Genomic DNA, 17,210 nt, shown 5'->3' with positions numbered 1-17,210 from the left:
CAAATTCGGAAAAATAAAAGGCATGGTGATAAACAATGGGTTAAGTTCCTTTAATCCATTTCAATTATCACCATGCCTGATCGCATCAGTAACATGTGTTCCAATATTCCAACAATTATATTCTATCACTACACCTTTTGAAGTCAATAGTAAATGAAAACGGATTCAAAAAACAGTAATAAATACACACGGAAGTATCTCGCCAGTCTTGAGTCTAAATTCCCGTTCCTGTACAAAAGCATGACTATTGGGACACTCCTTCATTACCAAAATTTTAAATTTTCATATTTATCATTGAACTATATAAATCTAGTTCCTATAATTACTAGTAATAGAGTTTATTTTAGATAAATTCAGCAAACTCAAGGAGGAGATATTTGTGCGAATCGTACTGCGTAGCGGTCTCTTTTTTCTGCTTATGGTTTTAATTGGCCTTCTCAGTCCGGACAACATGGACAACCAGGCATTTGCCCAGCATGAAACATTTCAAACGAATAACGAGGACTATGATCGAATACCTTTTAACGAATTTCCACATCAGCTGCTAAATTTCAATGCCAAGTTATTGGCCAACGATGAGGATTATGAACATACGCCATATCGTGAAATCCCCGAAATATTACGTGAGATAGAAAACAACAGTAATCGGGTCCAAGTCAACGTTATTGGCAAATCTGCGGGAGGGCATAACCTCTATTCCGTGACTATTAGTGATCCAAGTTTAGGTAATGGCAGGTATGGAAATTGGAAAACTATTAAAAAGAAGATGATTGAAAATCCTGCTGAGGCACAGGAATGGATTGAAAACCATCCTGATTTCAAAGTACCAATTTTAATGAACGGCTCGATACATGGCGATGAGTATGTTGGAACCGATGCCGTATTGCAGTTAGTGGAGTATTTTGCCTTTGCAGATGATCAAGTGGCAGAAGACATTTTAAGCAACACCATATTAGTTTTCAATGTTGTGTCAAATCCTGATGGACGGATTAACGGCACAAGACAAAATAGTAATGGATTGGATATAAATCGGGATTTCCTAGTTCAGACACAACCCGAAGCGAAAGCCTTAGTTAATTTAATGACGAGATGGAATCCAATGGTCTTTATGGATCTGCACGGATATGTCAATTTGATTGAACCGACGACAGATCCTTATAACCCAAATTATGAGTTTGACTTATTCATTAAATGGGCACTGGATCATGCAATTGCAATGGAAGATGAAGTGATTTCAAATAAGGAAGACTATGAATCTGATTACTATAAAAATCTGGATCAGGTTACTATTCCATACCGTGATATGGAATCCGGCTGGGATGGATACCCGCCCATTTTCACAACGCAATATGCCATGTATAACGGTACGTACAGTTATACACTTGAAGCACCAAATAATACAGAAGATGGGGTTACGTGGCACGTTAACGCTGTCATGGGCGCACTAAAATTTGCGGCAGAGAATAAAGCTGGAATGCTGTACGACCAGATTGAGATATTTAAGCGCGGTGTTAATTTTATACACCCTGGAGATGATGAAGATTTGTACCCGGAAACGTATCTGCTGCCAGTAGACGAAACTGATCCTACCGTTACGATAAAGGCTGTTAATCATTTACTGAAAAACGGTGTAAAAGTTGAGCAGGCCAGGGAACCGTTTACTGCAGGCGGAGAAGAATATGATGCAGGCACCTTCATCGTTAATATGAACCAGCCCAAAGCGGGAATGGCTAACATGATGCTATGGGAAGGGGAAGATGTAAGTGACATAACGGCTTCTATGTATGACATCGCAGTTTCAGGCTTACCTGACTTATGGGGATTTGACGCAATAGGTGTAGACGAAAAAGTTACCAATACCAAAAGTGTAAAACATATTTCACACGAAGGAGAACTATCTGGCAAAGGACCTTACCTAATTCCAAACAGTTCTGTACAGGCAATAGCGCTTATAAATGATTTACTTCAGCAGGATATAACCGTTTATCAAGGGGACGAAGGTAATTTCTATGTAAAAAATCAAAAGGGAAATATTTTACGGAAAGCTGTTAAAAAGTCCGGCCTTCGCGTAGAAACAAGCCAACTTCCGGAAAGTGCCAAGCCATTGCTGAACTTGAACATCGCTGTCCTGGAAGAAGGCGGTGCGAAACTTGCGCTTGAAAGGCTCGGGTTTAAGGTTACAAAAATCACACCTGATTCCGTGGCAGAAGAAGGCTTATCTGATATCGATGTCCTTGTTTACAGCGGCTCAAAAAAATTGCTGGACTCTTTAAAAAATAAAGGTCAATATGATGATTTTAAACAAAATATGAACGAATTCGTTTCAAGCCGAGGCAAATATGTTGCGGTTGGCAAAGGTGCTGCCGAGGTCGCCAAAACATTAGAGTTAACGGATGTTAGTATCCAAGGATCAGACAGCAGTTACAGCAATGCGATTGTCCATGTCCAATACAATAAAGATAATTTACTGACGGCTGGTTATTCCGCAAATGGAACAGGCTTCGTTTATGATCCCGTCTGGTACACAGACATTGACGATGAGACAATTGTAGCTTCCTTTGCAAATGAAGACTTTTTCAAGGCCGGTTTTTGGAAAGACCACGAACAAGCCGCTGGCAAAGCCGTTATAGTTAAAGATAACGCAAAGAATGTTCTCTTAGTAGGGTTACGGGCAGGATTCCGCAACTACTCAGACCACCTGTACAGGCTATTTTCCAATGCAGTTTACGAGCAAGCTGTCACCAAAGTGGAAGGAGCAGATGATATAAAGGCACTTGTTCAGCATTTTAAAGACGCGGAAGCAATTAAAAGTGAACCAGCTGCCCATGCTCTAAACATTCATTTGGCCGCTATAGGGCAATTCGAAAAGCAAGGAAGCAGTGAAAAGGTTGTTAAACATCTAAATGGCTTTAAGCAGCTGCTTAACCACCAGAAGGAAAATGAACTGATTTCGAGAAGAACGTTTGAGATTCTGACTTTTTACGCGGATGATTTGATTGATAGGTGGGAAACGAAAGAGACTGGAATAGCTTCGTAGTTCTTATATCATCAGAAATTGAAAAAAATAGCGGGGTATTTTAAAAATATATTCCCTGCTATTTTTCTATGTTTGTTAGCTGGAAACAAAGTCCTGATATCCCCTTCGTTTTATGCTCACCAGTTTGATCACTATTCATAGAAATCGAAGAAGTAATCGTTTTAAAAACTCCCCTTCAATAAAAGCTGGCTTATTAGGTGATGGAAAAAAAAGGGAACTGCCATCAAGTCTTGCTTAAGGCAGAAAACCATAAAAGCCTGATGACAAGAAGGCAAAATTCCCGTTTTCTCCCTAGTAAATGTTGATTTGGGGTATTTTGATCAAACTATAATTAAAGCAACAATTCTATTTTCTGAACAGATTTCTTCAATCTTTCCAATCCATCCACCAATTTATCTCGTGGACAGCCAAGATTCATGCGCAGGAATTTCCCCTCGCTTACATGATAAACACCGCCTGACATAATGCCCACATTACCGATATTCACCAAAAAATCCTGAATTTCATCGTCCGATGGATGCAGTTTAGAGCAATCAATCCAAGCAAGATAAGTAGACTCTGGAATCTTAAATGTCATATTCGGAAGCTCTTCCTGTATGAAAGAAGATACAAGCTTCATATTGTCATATAAGTAAGCAACTAGTTCATCTACCCAATAGGCAGCATGATTGTACCCTTCAATAATGGAAAGTACTCCAAATATCGTTGCACTTGATAAGCCATCCCGTTGCTTCATAATTGCCAAAAACTGATCTCTCACCTTTTCATCAGGAATGAATGCATAGGAACCGCCCAAACTTGGTGTATTAAATGTTTTACTAGCAGATGTGCAGATAAATACATTATCCGGATTGCCAGTTATGTCCGTAATCGGTGTATATCTGTGGTTTTGATAGACAATATCCATATGAATATCATCAGAAATGATTTTTACATGATGCTTCTCACACAAATCCACGATATTTTGTAATTCCCGATGACTCCATACCCTACCAGTCGGATTATGCGGGTTGCAGAAAAGCAGAATTTTCGCTTTTGGGTTGGATAACTGCCTTTCCAATAAATCAAAATCGATTGAATAAGAACTATTTTTATAGATCAATGGGTTTTGGACCATTTCTCTGCCCGATGCGGATAGCTGTTTGAAAAAGGCATCGTAGCCGGGAGTCTGTAAAATGACCTGGTCTGTTTCGTTTGTTAAAATTACGATTAACGTAGAAATGGAATAAATGACACTCGGACTGTAAACAATCCACTCATCGGATATATCCGTTGAAAAACGTGATTTGTACCAATGTGCAATGGCTGACTTATATGCATCATGATTCCATCTCGTATACCCAAATATTCCGTGTTTCACATGCTCGGCAATTGCTCGTAATATTTCTGGCGGGCTTTGGAAATCCATATCCGATATGGAAAATGGGAGAACATCACTTTTGCCAAAGCGGTCTTCGGTAAAATCCCACTGCGTGCAATAAGTTTCTTTTCTATTAATTACTTTATCAAAATTTATACGCAAGGAAACACCTCCCTTGGAATGATGGGTTTTATTTATTAAAATGATAATTCCGCATCTTCTGAATCATCTACGTCACTCTCTTTACGTAAAAATCCAACTGTAATTGCAATAATAACGACAGCGACAAGAAGTCCGATTAACAGCATAAATGGACCGTTAACAAATGGCAAACCCCAGATTCCGATTGCAGCAGGGATTGGGGATTCTGCCCCCAACATTAATGCAAGGCCTCCGCCAATTCCGGACCCGATTGTAATGACTGGAATGACTTTTAATGGTGTAGCGACAGCATAGGGAATAGCCCCTTCCGTAATTCCCAATGAGCCCATTAATGCTGCTGGAATCGCGTTACCCTTCTCTGATTTAGAGAATTTTTTAGGGAAAATCAGTGTTGCTAAAGATAATCCCAGTGGCGCTGCCATAATACCAATCCAGCATGCTGCCATCGGGGCGTAGATTCCTTCAGAAAGTGTAGCATAACAGAATGCCAAAGCTATTTTATTTACTGGACCACCCATATCGAATGCCATCATGGCACCAATAATGAATCCTAAGATTAACAGATTATTGCCGTCTAAGGAATTCAGCCAATTTTCCAGACCTGTCATTGCTGGTGCTAATGGTATGGATATCAGCCACATGAAAATGGCGGATGCTCCAATACCGAGTACAGGTATGACCATGATAGGTTTGATAACGGCAATATTTGGATGCATCGGTATTTTTTTTAATAGGTTCGTGATCCAGCCTGCAAAGAAACCGACTAAAATACCACCAATATAGCCAGTACCCAGTTCAGCTGCAAATACACCACTTGCTAAACCAACGGCGATACCTGGTCTATCAGCAATGGAATAGGAAATATAACCGGCGATCATGGGGACCATCAACCCTAAAGTCCATACCCCATAGTTAACGAATTGTTCACCTACCGAAGTTTCTTCGCCAATGATTACTCCCAGTGAAAGTAATATACCACCTGCAACGACGATAGGAATCATGTAAGAAACGCCTGTCATCAGATGTTTTTTTGCTTCGTTCCACATCATTTTCACTCCAATATCTTATAGTTTAGCTACCGCGTCCTCAATTACCTTTGCCGCATTTTTGACTGCTGCTGCAACGGGAACTTCGTGTATAGTTTTATTATCAAACCTGTTTGCTTTTTCAATTTTTGTATCGACTGCTAAAATGACTAAATCGGCTTTTTCCAGATCTTTCGTTTTGATTTCATTTTCAATTCCCATTGATCCTTGGGTTTCTACTTTGATTTTATGTCCAAATTTCTTAGCCGCTTTTTCTAATCCTTTTTTGGCCATATACGTATGAGCCACTCCAGCTGGGCATGCTGTTACTGCTATAATGTTCATGATTCAATCTCTCCTTTATTCGTTGAAAATACTAGTGATTGTTTGATATATTTCATTTTCTGTATCAGCTGACAGTAAGGCACCTGTGAATTCATCTTCCATGAGGTTCTCAGATAACTTTGCCAATAATTGCAGATGAACGGTTCCTTCCTGCTTCGTCGGGACAGCCAATGCAATCAATAACTGTACAGGCCTATCATCCATTGCCTGCCAATCTACGGCTTCTTCTAGCTTTACTACACTGATGGTAGGTTTGATAACTTCATCAATTTTGGCATGCGGAATCGCAATCCTTCCACCGAATCCGGTTGTTGATGTGTTTTCTCTTTCCATCATTCCATTCAAATAGGCTTCTGCACTTTCCACACGGCCGGCATTAAAAGCGATATTAGCAACTTCTCTTAATGCATCTTCTTTAGTTTTCGCCTTAACATTTAGGTCAATCAGATGTTCATTTATTAATTCTGAATAATTCATAGATGATTCTCCTTACTAAATTGAGTCAATGAATTCCAGAAATTCATCAAAATTTCTTTTCTTGCACAAGCTCTGGACATTTTCGGATGACTGGATAATCTCATACAATGATGCGAAAATCTCTTGAAACTTTTCCTGCAATCTTTTTTCCAACAGGATGATCATGACCAATTCAACCTCTTCATTGTCAGACCATTTTAATGGCCTATCCAATATTGCTGTACATATGAAAGATTGGTTGGAGACCGTATTCAACGGATGTGGAATCGCAACCATGTTTCCAATAGAGGTTGAAGCGATCCGCTCACGTTCCATGATGGACTTTTCGATTCTTGAGTCTATATACCCCTGCTGTATCATTGCTCTCGTCAGAAATGCCAGTGTTTCCTCTTTTGTCTTCATTTTTAAACCTGGAAAAAATAATTCTTTACTGAAAAACTGACTAATGATTTTCTTATTATCATGGACTTTTTCCAAGGACCTTTGGATTGCTGATACATCGTTGTCATCTAAAATGGAGGGAACATGAACAACAGGTATATCGAGTTCTTTTTCAATTGTTACAGTCGTCAGAATAAGATCGGGATTTTGTTTTAAAAGTTCCTCCAGCTGATGCAGGGCATAAGCGCCGATAAGGTTATAGCTGTTATCCAAAGCATGAGATAACTTCGTCAGCAGCAGTTCCGATGTTGCCATACCTGAGGCACATACCAATGCGATCTTTTTCTTGGATGTTGGCTTTAACCGTTGCCTTTCAATCGCCGCGCCAAAATGCAAAGCTAAAAAACCGATTTCATTCTCATTCACACGAAAACCTGTTTCTTTCTCTACACAGTGGGCTGCAATGACTCCTGTTTCAAAAGCCAGGGGATATTTGATTTTTATTTCGTCAACCAACGGGTTCCTGATATTCATATTAAAAGTAAGTCTCGTTACCAATTGCTTCAGATGTAAACCGAGACTGTAAATCAGTTCCTCATCCTCGCTGATATTCACTCCTTTCAAGCCAATTCTGGTTTGTTCAATGATATCCACCGATAATTGGAAGATATCGTCGCCTAAAAACAACTTTATATCAGGCACCGGAGTTTTTCCTTTTTGACCTAGTCGATTACCAACTAAATGCAGGGTGGTATAGGCTGTTTCCTGCTCAGGAAACGCAATTTTGTACAAGGATTCAATCGATTTGTTAATCTTTTTTGCTATTCCGTACTCACTTTCATTTTTAAGATAATTCATGTTGCTGAGGGTGCTGACAGGTTGGCCGCTTTTAATCCTTCCAATGGCAATGATTATATGGATAGCGATTTTGTTTAATGTATCATCTGTGATTTCGATATCATTTTCGCTTAATTCTTGAAGAATGATTTCTTTTACTCTATTGATATCATCATCAGAGAAATGATAGCCAAAACTATTGACAAGTTTAATGATTAAACGATTGTCGATTTCCTCACTATAGATGAAGTAATCAGAAATGCAAAATCGTTTATTTACCTCATTTCCTTTAGCTCGCATTCCATTGTTGTCTTTAACAATTTTGATGTTGTATTTCTTTAAAACTTCTTTCACTTTTATAAGATCATTTTTAATTGTTGAATCGCTTACATATAATTCTTCCATAAATGATTCTATCTTTATGCTTTCATTGGAATATAAAAGCTTTTTCATAATAAATCGCACCCTATCCTCAGGTGTGACGGAATTGACATCGAACAGAAGATTTTCTGAATCAACCTCATGCAGCAATTCAAAGAGCTGTTCGTGGGACTCGGCAATAATTTTATAGCCTTTACTTTTTTTGGATATGATTTTTGTTTGGAAACCATTTATTTTGCCATTAATTATCTTGATATCTTCTCGTATTGTTCTTGATGTCACCCCCAGTTTTTCAGCAATTTTCCTGCTTGTGGTGAAACCATTTGTTGAAGAGAGTATTTTAATAATTTCTTCCATTCTGTCGGATAAATATAAAGACAATTTTTATACCCCCTTACGTTAATTTTAATTAATGGGTCGAAAGTTTCACAGGGAGAGTTTTTCCCCTAGGTAGAGGAAATGACTTGTCCGGAAATTTTTGCTGAGTACTTTTAAAAACGGAGATAGGAAGCGAAGGATTATATTTTTGATTCATATATATAAAATCATACTGGGTAAAGGAGGTAAATGGATTTGTTAAGGAGCTCCTCGTTCTGATTTCTTACCTTTGCCCAGTACACATATTGGCTGATGCCGCAATAATTAGAAGGCTAGAATTATTGCTGTTTCTGATTTAAAACAAGAAGGAACCCAGGGGAAAGCAGATGAATGTGATGTAAATAGGATTTATACTGACTATAAACAACTTTTTAAATGTAAGCGTCAAATAATCCCCACCTGTAAAATTATTAGATGGGGATTATTTGACGCTTACGTAACGAGCATAAACGTCGAATTTTCTCCTTGCGATATCATAGCTGAATGTACCACCATTCATACTATCACTTCCGGCCTCTGAGCAACTGCTTCCAGTTACTTTTAAAACCGAGGCAAGATAGATCTATTTGTTCTTCGTACTCATCGATTAAGGCTTCTAGTGCTGTTAGTAAACGATCAACCTCCTGTTTTGTCAGTAATCTTTTTGCAACATAAATTGCAGCAAAGACCTTTTTATTACTTATGAGCTTCTTTTCATTATTAAATAGCATTGGTCTAAAAGTAAGATCCTTATTATATAACCTACCAAAGTGGGCACATGCATTTCTAACATTTGATAAGGTTCGTAGCCAACTTTCAATATATGTATATGGTACGTTATAATAGGTTTTGGCGATTTCTTTTTTATCATTTACTTTCAAGTTCTTATATAACTTCGATAGCGTGCCAAAAGAAGTGACTTCTGTTGCTACCCAAATTGGAAATTTACCAGAGTATTTGTGGTAGTGATGTTCGATGAATAATTCACTTTTTCTTCTTGCAGCAAAAGCTCTTTCAAGTTCAGAAAGAAACTGGGCATGCCAAGTTTCATCTAAGAAATTTGCTTGATTTTCATAGCCAAGTGTACCGTATTTATGAGCTATCAGATAAGCAATATGTGTTCTGAATGCAATTTCAATATTCTCCAAAGTCTCCATTAATAATTGTCTTAATTTGCGATCTACCTCATATATCGTTAATAATTGCTTAAAGGTTGCCCCTTCAATAAACTCATTATCTGTTTTAAGGGTTAGCATATATGCGGATAGTCTATAATAATTAATTCGCTTTAAGGCCCTTTCTGCAAATTCAGCATCCTCAATATTCAGATTCCTCGACTTTAATAATTCAATTTGTTCGGAAAATGTAGTGGGCATTTTTATAGGGCTATCTTTTTCCATCTAATTTCCCCCTAAAAGTCAAAAGACCCACCGTGGTCCGCTTAAGTCAGAGGCGTGGTGGGTTCTGTTAGCTTTAATATAGCTTATATACGGGTTAATGTCAATGGGCGCTAACCAATTTATTCTTTACATTGACTGGTTTTTCATGGTTTTACTGCTTGAATGAATAAGGCCTAACAACGTTTAATTGGAAAAACGTCATCCGCAACTTACTCAACTAAATTCCCAGTTAGTCGAGTAGAAAAAGGCCAATTGAACTTAATTCGCCGCGAGCTATAAACTTTATACCATACCTTTACATATGATGAGGTGAGATATGTTCTAGAAACGTTCTACAGTTAGACTAAATACAACAATTCCATAAACTAGTCATTTCTTCCCACTCTCACTGTACAGCATCATCTAGCTCAACCTTTTTCTCTTCAAATTCAACAGACCCCACTACTCAGCAAAAGTAGTGGGGTCTGACACCATAGCTCAAAATTATACATCCCAAATTTCACGTGCAAGTTCCACAACATGACGTACCTTCGCCCACTGCTCCTCTTCCGTAATAAGATTTCCCTCTTCAGTCGAAGCAAATCCACATTGGGGACTGAGGCAAAGCTGATCAAGATCGACATATTCCGTCGCTTGGGCCACCCGCTCTTTTATCTTTTCCGGATCTTCCAATTCCGCTGCTTTAGAAGTAATCAACCCTAAAACAACCTTTTGATGTTGAATATATCGGAGCGGTGTGAAATCACCGGAACGTTCATCGTCAAATTCCAAAAAGAAAGCGTCTACCGGAACACGTGAAAATAATTGCTTGGAAATTGCTTCATAATCCCCTTCATATAACCACGAAGATTTGAAATTGCCTCGGCAAACATGGAGTGTGATAACCATATCTTCTGGTTTGTTGGCGAGCGCCTCAATCGTTATGTCGGCAAACATTTTCATTAACTCATGAATATTCCACCCGTTTGCTTCGATTTTCTCACGGAATTTCTGACCTAGAAAAGCTCCCCAGCTTGTATCATCGAATTGTAAATAACGACAGCCTGCATTATAAAAGGCTTGAATTGCATCTTGATACACCTTCGCAATATCTTTTGCCACAGCTGCAAGTGTCGGGTATGATGGATTATCCAGATACGGTTGGCTACTCACAACACCGGAATGGAAAATCATGTTGGGACCGGGAATCGTTATTTTGGCTAAGTGTTCTCCTGCAATGCTCTTTAAATAACGGAAGTCTTCCAAAAATGGGTGATCTTTAGGGAATCTTAATGCAGATTCTACGGTATAGGATGTTAAAGTTTTCATTTCTCCTTGAAAGAAACCAGGTACCTCCACTTCAAATGTACGAATTCCTTCAATGCCTCCAATGAAATCGGCATGCCAATATTTTCTCCGGAATTCCCCATCCGTAACTGCCTGGAGACCTGCTTCCTTCTGTTTCTCTACTAGCTTAGCAATTTCTACATCTTCTATTGAACGTAAATCTTCCCTAGAAATCTTTCCCTGTTGATAGTTATCCCTTGCTTCCTTAAGTACCTGAGGACGTAGAAAACTTCCAACAACATCTGCTCGGAACGGTGCTTTTGTCGCTATTTTCGTCATTTCTTCCAACTCCTTTTAAAATATAAATAACCCCTTCCTAAATAAGAAGAGGTTGAGAATTCATAGGCAGCTCTTCTTATCTTCAAGCTTTACGCTTCTGGAATTAGCACAGTACAAATGTCCGTTGCTGAGGCTTCAATGGGCCAGTCCCTCCACCTCTCTGGATAAGAAATGAATATGTAGTTGTTGTCTAATTTTAGCTTTATAATAGGATTTAGTCAAGGGAAAGAATTTAATTTTTCAAACAGCACTTCCGCTATATATGCTGGGGTCACATGATACATGATTTCCAATGGTAAGACAAGCATGATTTATCTAAATGCCCACCACATTTTCTCACAACCTACTCTCCATCCAACAACTCCAATGCATCTAACAATAAACATACAAACATTTCCCGATCAACACCTTCTAATACTAGCGTGTTTTTACCTTTATCAGTCACTAACCTTTTATCAGCAAAAGTTAAACCTCTTGCTTTCCCATCTGTCACAACATCGACATAATAAGAAGTACCAGAAAACATTTCTGGGTTTACTATATAAGCAACTGCACATAAATCATGAATAGGACTGTGTATAAAGCCAAATTGTCTTCCGGATTTGTTGTAAAAATGTAGCAGTTCGTAAGCTAAATGACTAACCCTACCTTTATCTTTTAGTGAATCAATTTCCTTTACTGTTATTTCCGCCTTCTCCGTAACATCCAAACCAGACATAACCACGGGAATGCCAGAATGGAAAACAATTTGTGCCCCCTCAGGATCTACATACGTATTAAATTCAGAAAGAGGTGTTACATTGCCATGGTTAAGTCCTCCGCCCATAATGCTAATGTATTCTATTTTTTCCTGCAACTCTGGAAATACTTTGATTAATAACGCTATATTTGTCAATGGACCTAACCCAACTAGAATCACCTTTTGATCGCACTTCATAATTTTTTCATACATAAATGTAATAGCATTCTTTGAAGAGATTGGATAATCTTCTCCATTAAAGTAAGGGCCATCCATTCCACTATCACCATGAGCTTCTGGTGCAATTCGTAACTCTTTTGTCAAAGGACCTGATTGTCCTGTTGCTAACGGAATATCCGAATTCACAAACTCCAATATATTCTTTGCATTTGCAGTGACCTTTTCTAATGTTTGGTTACCGCCTATAGTAGTAATTCCTAAAATATTTATTTTCTCAGCATTAGCAATAGCTGTTAATATAGCTAATGCATCATCGTGTCCTGGATCACAATCAATTAGAATGTTTTTCATTTTTCTCCCTTTCCAATAAGTCCTCAATCGTTAATACATCTTTATACCCTAGAATAGCAGCAAGCTGGCAAATGTAAGGTTGTTTTAAATCACTGAATTCCAGCAGTTTTTCATCCCAAAATATTTCCTTGGGTGATGCATCTCTTCGTTTTTGTTTAGCAGCAAAAACAATCACCCGTTTAAATTCGCGCACAACAAATTCCATATCATGTGTAATTGTAATCACTGTTTTATGATTTTCCGATAAATAGTTAATAATATTGCCTAAACGTTTAAGTGATTCCCTGTCTTGTCCAGCAGTAGGTTCATCGAGAATAATCACATTCGGATCCATTGCCAATACCGCAGCAATGGTTATAAACTTCCTCTTTGAATAAGGTAAATTATAAGGATGTTCCTGCAATGACTCGGTTAATCCGCAAATGTCAGCAGCATCTTTTATCCTTTCTTCAACTTCACTAGCCCCCAATTTCTGATTTTTCGGGCCATATGCAATCTCTTTATAAATCGTGTCCTGAAAAATCTGGTCGTCAGGATTTTGAAACACGTAACCAACCATTCGGGAAATCGCCGCAGTTGTTCTTCCCTTAGTAGAGACACCATCCACTAACACGTCACCTTTTGTTGGTGTTAACAACCTATTCATTAGTTTTACTGTTGTCGTCTTCCCCGCACCATTCTGCCCGATAATGGCAACAGATTCCCCTAATTCGAAATCAAGATTAACATCTTGGACAGCTTCATAGCCGTTCGGATAGGCGTACGAAACATTTTTCAAAGATAAAAAAGCCACTTATACCTCACCATCCTTTTGCAAGCCTTCATAGACTTCCTTGACTGTTAATGGTATCAGATTTGTTGTTTTCATATTCGTATCCTTCGCTTTTTTTATATAATATAATGCGACTTGCGGCAGCTGTCCGCCGTACTGCAATACCATCGGATTAGACAAAATTTCCTTTACGGGACCTGTCATAACAAGCTCCCCTTTATTCATTAATAATGTTTCATCACAATACTCCGCTAATAAATCCACCTTATGCTCCACAAGCAAAATGGTCTTGCCTTGGTCTTTTAACAGATGAAGGATTTTAAAAATATCTTCACTGCTTTTGGGATCAAGTTGTGAGGTTGGCTCATCTAAAATAATAATTTCTGGATCCAATGCAATCATTGACGCTATGGCCACCCTTTGTTTTTGACCGCCTGATAATTCAAACGGATTTTTATCAGCCAAATCATCTAGCTGAAACATTTCTACAAGTTCATCAACCTTTTTTATCATCCGATTGCGCGGGATGCCTATATTCTCCATACCATAGGCAAGCTCCTCATAAACATTATCTTTTACCCCAGATAATTGGGTGAAAGGATTTTGAAATGAATAACCGATAATGGTTGCAAGGTCACCGATGTTATAGTCATTAATATGTTTCTCTTTGATCGTTACCTCGCCTGTTAATTGACCTTTGTACAGCCCCGGAATAAAGCCCCTGATGATATTGCAGATTGTTGTTTTTCCTGACTCATTCGCACCCATTAAGCCATAAACGCGTCCTTTTTCAAACGTAAAGGAAACATCGCGAATCGCTTCCTTTTCATCTAAAGGATATTTATAACTAATATTTTTTAAAGATATAATACTCATGACAGTATCCTCCAAACTATATAACCGATTAAAATTAGCACGCAAAATGTCACAATCATATAATCAGCGGGTTGTTTTTCTAGTTCGTAAATAGATGTCTTTTTTGCTTGGGAAGAAAAAGCACGCGATTCCAATGCCAGCACCCTTTCCTCAATTTGCTGAATAGATGATAGAACCAAAGGGCCGATCATTGGAACAAACGCCTTCAACCGAACGATTATCTTTCCCTCTGTTTCGGCTCCCCGTGACTTTTGGGCATCCGTAATCGTTTTAGACAAATTTAACATTTGCGGAATAAGCTGAATGGTAGAAGCTATCACAAAGGTCACTTTCCGGGAGACCCCTGATTTCTCCAAAGCATAGATGATATCCTTTACACTTGTTACCTGGAAAAACCAAATAATACATGAACTAATCGCAACAATTTTGGATGTCATACTTAAACTTGTCATCAAGCCCATCTGCGAAAAGTGAATAAAGCCCCAAATTTTCTCAGAATCATCATTAACAATAATAAAAACCTGGAGAATAAAAATAAATAACACAAGAATAAAAATCGATTTTATAAACGTGGTTAAAAAATTAACAGCTGTTCCGGAAAAAACACTGATGATTAAAATAAGCGGAAGAACCATATATTGCATTGTATATCCGGGTGTAAACATACTTAATAAAATAATTAGTATGATAAACGCAAACTTAGATGAGGGATACAGCTTACCTATGCGGCTATCCATTGACATGCACCCCTTTCTTAATATAAGGCTCACCGTAATTTAACTTAATTAAAAATCTGTCTGGAACCCTTCTAATAATCAGCCAGCTAATACCAAAGTTTATAATGGTATTAATAGAACCTGTAATTAAATTTGTAGACACAATGGAATTCCATAATTCTTTACCCGTAGCTAGAAATGTTGCTGTAAGTAAATCTGTTCCTGCACCAGTTACTCCACCAAATAGAAAAACAGTAACGATGGCCGCAGGAAAGGCTGCCACAATTGTTAAAAGTACACAAGAAATAATAATGCCAAAAATATTTGTATAAAATCTCCACTTTGATAAATATCCTGATACAATACCGACACTCATCGAGACAACACTAAACCCTATTGCAATGGGATTAATCATCCCGTTTACAACGTTTCCCAGTAAACCTGTCAGTAATCCAACCCATGGCCCTGCAATCATCGATACCATAATGGTACCTATTTGATCAATAAAAACCGGAAGCTTTAAAATAGTCGATAGTTGATAACCCACTACATTCAATGAAACACCCACTGGAATCAACAACAGTGCCAGCAATGAAAAATCGTACCTTATCCCTCTTTTCATCTTTCCGCTCCTTTTAAAGATTACAAAATCTGTAATGTGTAAATAGTATTCCACATAAAAATATAACTTCCTCAAATACCAGCAATAAACAACCTTTTAAGCGTTGTCATTTATTTATAAAACTGGATATTTGGGATTAAATTTAGTATATCGTCTTCAGTAAAAGGCAAGAAAGGACAGATGTCCCTTCAGACACTATTTCAATCCTAAAAGCGAACACAAAAAATCCGAACTATTATCAAATCCTCCAATAAGATTTGTTTTTTAGTTCGGATTCCCCTTTGCAAGTGTTATATACTCTATAATGATTTACCCTTTATGTTCCGGCATCGTCAATAATCCATATAAACTATACTCTGTTTCATTTTCTCATATTGCTGTTTTGACATGGTTAATTTTCGATCAGTGCTAGATACCTCATTAAGTTTTTTTAATTTATTTATGCTTCTGCCAACCGTTCGAACACTTACCCCTATTTGGCTGGCAATATCCTTATAATAATTATTTATACAAACGGACTCTGTTTGTCTCCTGTTATTTTCATAGTATAGAATTAAATAATATCTAAGACGGTCAATACCTTTATAGTGGTAAAGGATCCCATCATTTCCAGACCTACTATATAAGTCTTCGGCTAATAATACAGAACATCTTCTTAAAAGCGATAAATTAGACATAATCAGCTGGTAAACGAATGCTGAATCTACTCTGAGTACAGTTACCTCTGTTAAACATGTTATTGTTGCAATGTATTGCTCTTTCCTGGAAAGCACCTCCAGCAACCCGATATTTCCATTTGTTTTATCTACCTGAAAATAACTATAATCCCTTCCATCCTCATAATCCCTTAATCCAATAGCTATGCCCTCTTTCATGAAATAGACATTATTGGGAAATTCCCCTCTGGAAATGATCACTGAATTTGGTTTAAAAACTAACTCTGTCCCATGTTCACCTATAAAATCAGAAATAACGGAGAAATTAAGTTTTGTCTCAACCGCATATTTCTCCCACATCTTTTTTAAGTCCATCCAACTTCTCTCCTGTATCTTTACAGTGATTTATAATTTGTAAAATACTTAACTAACAAAGCAGATATACTTTTACAAATTATAACGTGGCAAATGGCCTTTTTCAAAAGTAATGTTTTCCTTTGTTACGGCAGTTTTATATACGCTGGTCGGTAAAGACTCACTTATCCAATCGGGTAAATCCCCTTTTTCAATTACAGAAACTACTAATTACAGAATCAAAATCCTCACCAGTCATAAATGTTTCCCTATTTATGAAAAAATGACTTGAAGTCACCATCATCCATGAAAAGGGCATTTCGGCAATTTCCGTGGCTCCACCAATTTCAACCCATTCTCTCCCGACTTAGCAGTGATCTCGCCCAGTTCCTTTCACTCGACAATGAGCAAGAGCCCCCCGCCCAACTCCCACCCAAACTTAAGTAATTTATAAGCCCACAACGACATAGTATATATCGTCAAATCAATTTTGACGTCTCTTAAGTTTGCCTAATGCCATAACCCAAGACAAAAAAAGTTAAAAATGAATGAAAAACGGGAAATAAGAAGAATGAGG

14 protein-coding genes and 1 riboswitch are annotated in these 17,210 nt (G+C 37.8%); of the genes, 1 reads left to right on the top strand and 13 read right to left on the bottom strand.

Annotated features, from left to right (window positions below):
• Window positions 1-379 precede the first annotated feature (379 nt).
• Window positions 380-3,037: a M14 family zinc carboxypeptidase gene (locus CZ382_RS18065; protein WP_088052572.1), complete on the top strand. Its 2,658-nt coding sequence runs from the start codon at window positions 380-382 to the stop codon at window positions 3,035-3,037.
• 331 nt (window positions 3,038-3,368) lie between these two features.
• Here the strand turns inward: CZ382_RS18065 and CZ382_RS18060 are convergent, their stop codons facing one another.
• The 13 genes from CZ382_RS18060 to CZ382_RS18000 all read right to left on the bottom strand — a co-directional run bounded on the left by CZ382_RS18060 (window position 3,369) and on the right by CZ382_RS18000 (window position 16,654).
• Window positions 3,369-4,559 carry a MalY/PatB family protein gene (locus CZ382_RS18060; RefSeq protein ID WP_088052571.1) on the bottom strand — a complete coding sequence of 397 codons (1,191 nt, stop codon included), beginning with the start codon at window positions 4,557-4,559 and terminating at the stop codon, window positions 3,369-3,371.
• A 35-nt stretch (window positions 4,560-4,594) separates the two neighbouring features.
• The gene (locus CZ382_RS18055) at window positions 4,595-5,608 is read right to left on the bottom strand and encodes a PTS fructose transporter subunit IIC (protein WP_088052570.1); all 1,014 of its coding nucleotides are present in this window, start codon (window positions 5,606-5,608) and stop codon (window positions 4,595-4,597) included.
• 15 nt (window positions 5,609-5,623) lie between these two features.
• Window positions 5,624-5,929 (bottom strand): PTS fructose transporter subunit IIB, encoded by a 306-nt coding sequence (locus CZ382_RS18050; protein ID WP_088052569.1) that lies wholly within the window; start codon window positions 5,927-5,929, stop codon window positions 5,624-5,626.
• A gap of 15 nt (window positions 5,930-5,944) precedes the next feature.
• Complete coding sequence (locus CZ382_RS18045) at window positions 5,945-6,406, bottom strand: PTS sugar transporter subunit IIA (RefSeq protein ID WP_088052568.1); 462 nt, start codon at window positions 6,404-6,406, stop codon at window positions 5,945-5,947.
• Window positions 6,407-6,421: 15 nt separating this feature from the next.
• Window positions 6,422-8,386 (bottom strand): BglG family transcription antiterminator, encoded by a 1,965-nt coding sequence (locus tag CZ382_RS18040; RefSeq protein WP_088052567.1) that lies wholly within the window; start codon window positions 8,384-8,386, stop codon window positions 6,422-6,424.
• Window positions 8,387-8,886: 500 nt separating this feature from the next.
• Window positions 8,887-9,762, bottom strand: a complete 876-nt coding sequence (locus CZ382_RS18035) for an Abi family protein (protein ID WP_088052566.1) — start codon at window positions 9,760-9,762, stop codon at window positions 8,887-8,889.
• A gap of 483 nt (window positions 9,763-10,245) precedes the next feature.
• A complete protein-coding gene (locus CZ382_RS18030; protein ID WP_088052565.1) occupies window positions 10,246-11,367 on the bottom strand; it encodes a 5-methyltetrahydropteroyltriglutamate--homocysteine S-methyltransferase in 1,122 nt (373 codons plus the stop codon).
• A 73-nt stretch (window positions 11,368-11,440) separates the two neighbouring features.
• Window positions 11,441-11,538: riboswitch (SAM riboswitch) on the bottom strand.
• A gap of 172 nt (window positions 11,539-11,710) precedes the next feature.
• A complete protein-coding gene (locus tag CZ382_RS18025; protein ID WP_088052564.1) occupies window positions 11,711-12,637 on the bottom strand; it encodes a nucleoside hydrolase in 927 nt (308 codons plus the stop codon).
• Window positions 12,618-13,430, bottom strand: a complete 813-nt coding sequence (locus tag CZ382_RS18020; protein ID WP_088052563.1) for an energy-coupling factor ABC transporter ATP-binding protein — start codon at window positions 13,428-13,430, stop codon at window positions 12,618-12,620. Before CZ382_RS18020 ends, CZ382_RS18025 begins: the two co-directional genes overlap by 20 nt.
• A complete protein-coding gene (locus CZ382_RS18015) occupies window positions 13,431-14,285 on the bottom strand; it encodes an energy-coupling factor ABC transporter ATP-binding protein (protein ID WP_088052562.1) in 855 nt (284 codons plus the stop codon). It abuts the gene before it with no gap.
• Window positions 14,282-15,022 carry an energy-coupling factor transporter transmembrane component T gene (locus CZ382_RS18010; protein ID WP_088052561.1) on the bottom strand — a complete coding sequence of 247 codons (741 nt, stop codon included), beginning with the start codon at window positions 15,020-15,022 and terminating at the stop codon, window positions 14,282-14,284. The genes CZ382_RS18015 and CZ382_RS18010 overlap by 4 nt, the downstream gene beginning before the upstream one ends.
• A complete protein-coding gene (locus tag CZ382_RS18005) occupies window positions 15,015-15,623 on the bottom strand; it encodes an ECF transporter S component (RefSeq protein WP_088052560.1) in 609 nt (202 codons plus the stop codon). The genes CZ382_RS18010 and CZ382_RS18005 overlap by 8 nt, the downstream gene beginning before the upstream one ends.
• 332 nt (window positions 15,624-15,955) lie before the next feature.
• Window positions 15,956-16,654, bottom strand: coding sequence for a Crp/Fnr family transcriptional regulator (locus CZ382_RS18000; RefSeq protein ID WP_088052559.1), 699 nt, complete (start codon window positions 16,652-16,654; stop codon window positions 15,956-15,958).
• Between the last annotated feature and the right edge of the window lie 556 nt (window positions 16,655-17,210).

This window comes from Virgibacillus dakarensis, assembly GCF_900155625.1.
Classification (GTDB): Bacteria; Bacillota; Bacilli; order Bacillales; family Amphibacillaceae; genus Lentibacillus_C; species Lentibacillus_C populi.
Note: the sequence above shows the minus strand (reverse complement) of the source record. Positions and strands in the feature narration are given on the sequence as shown.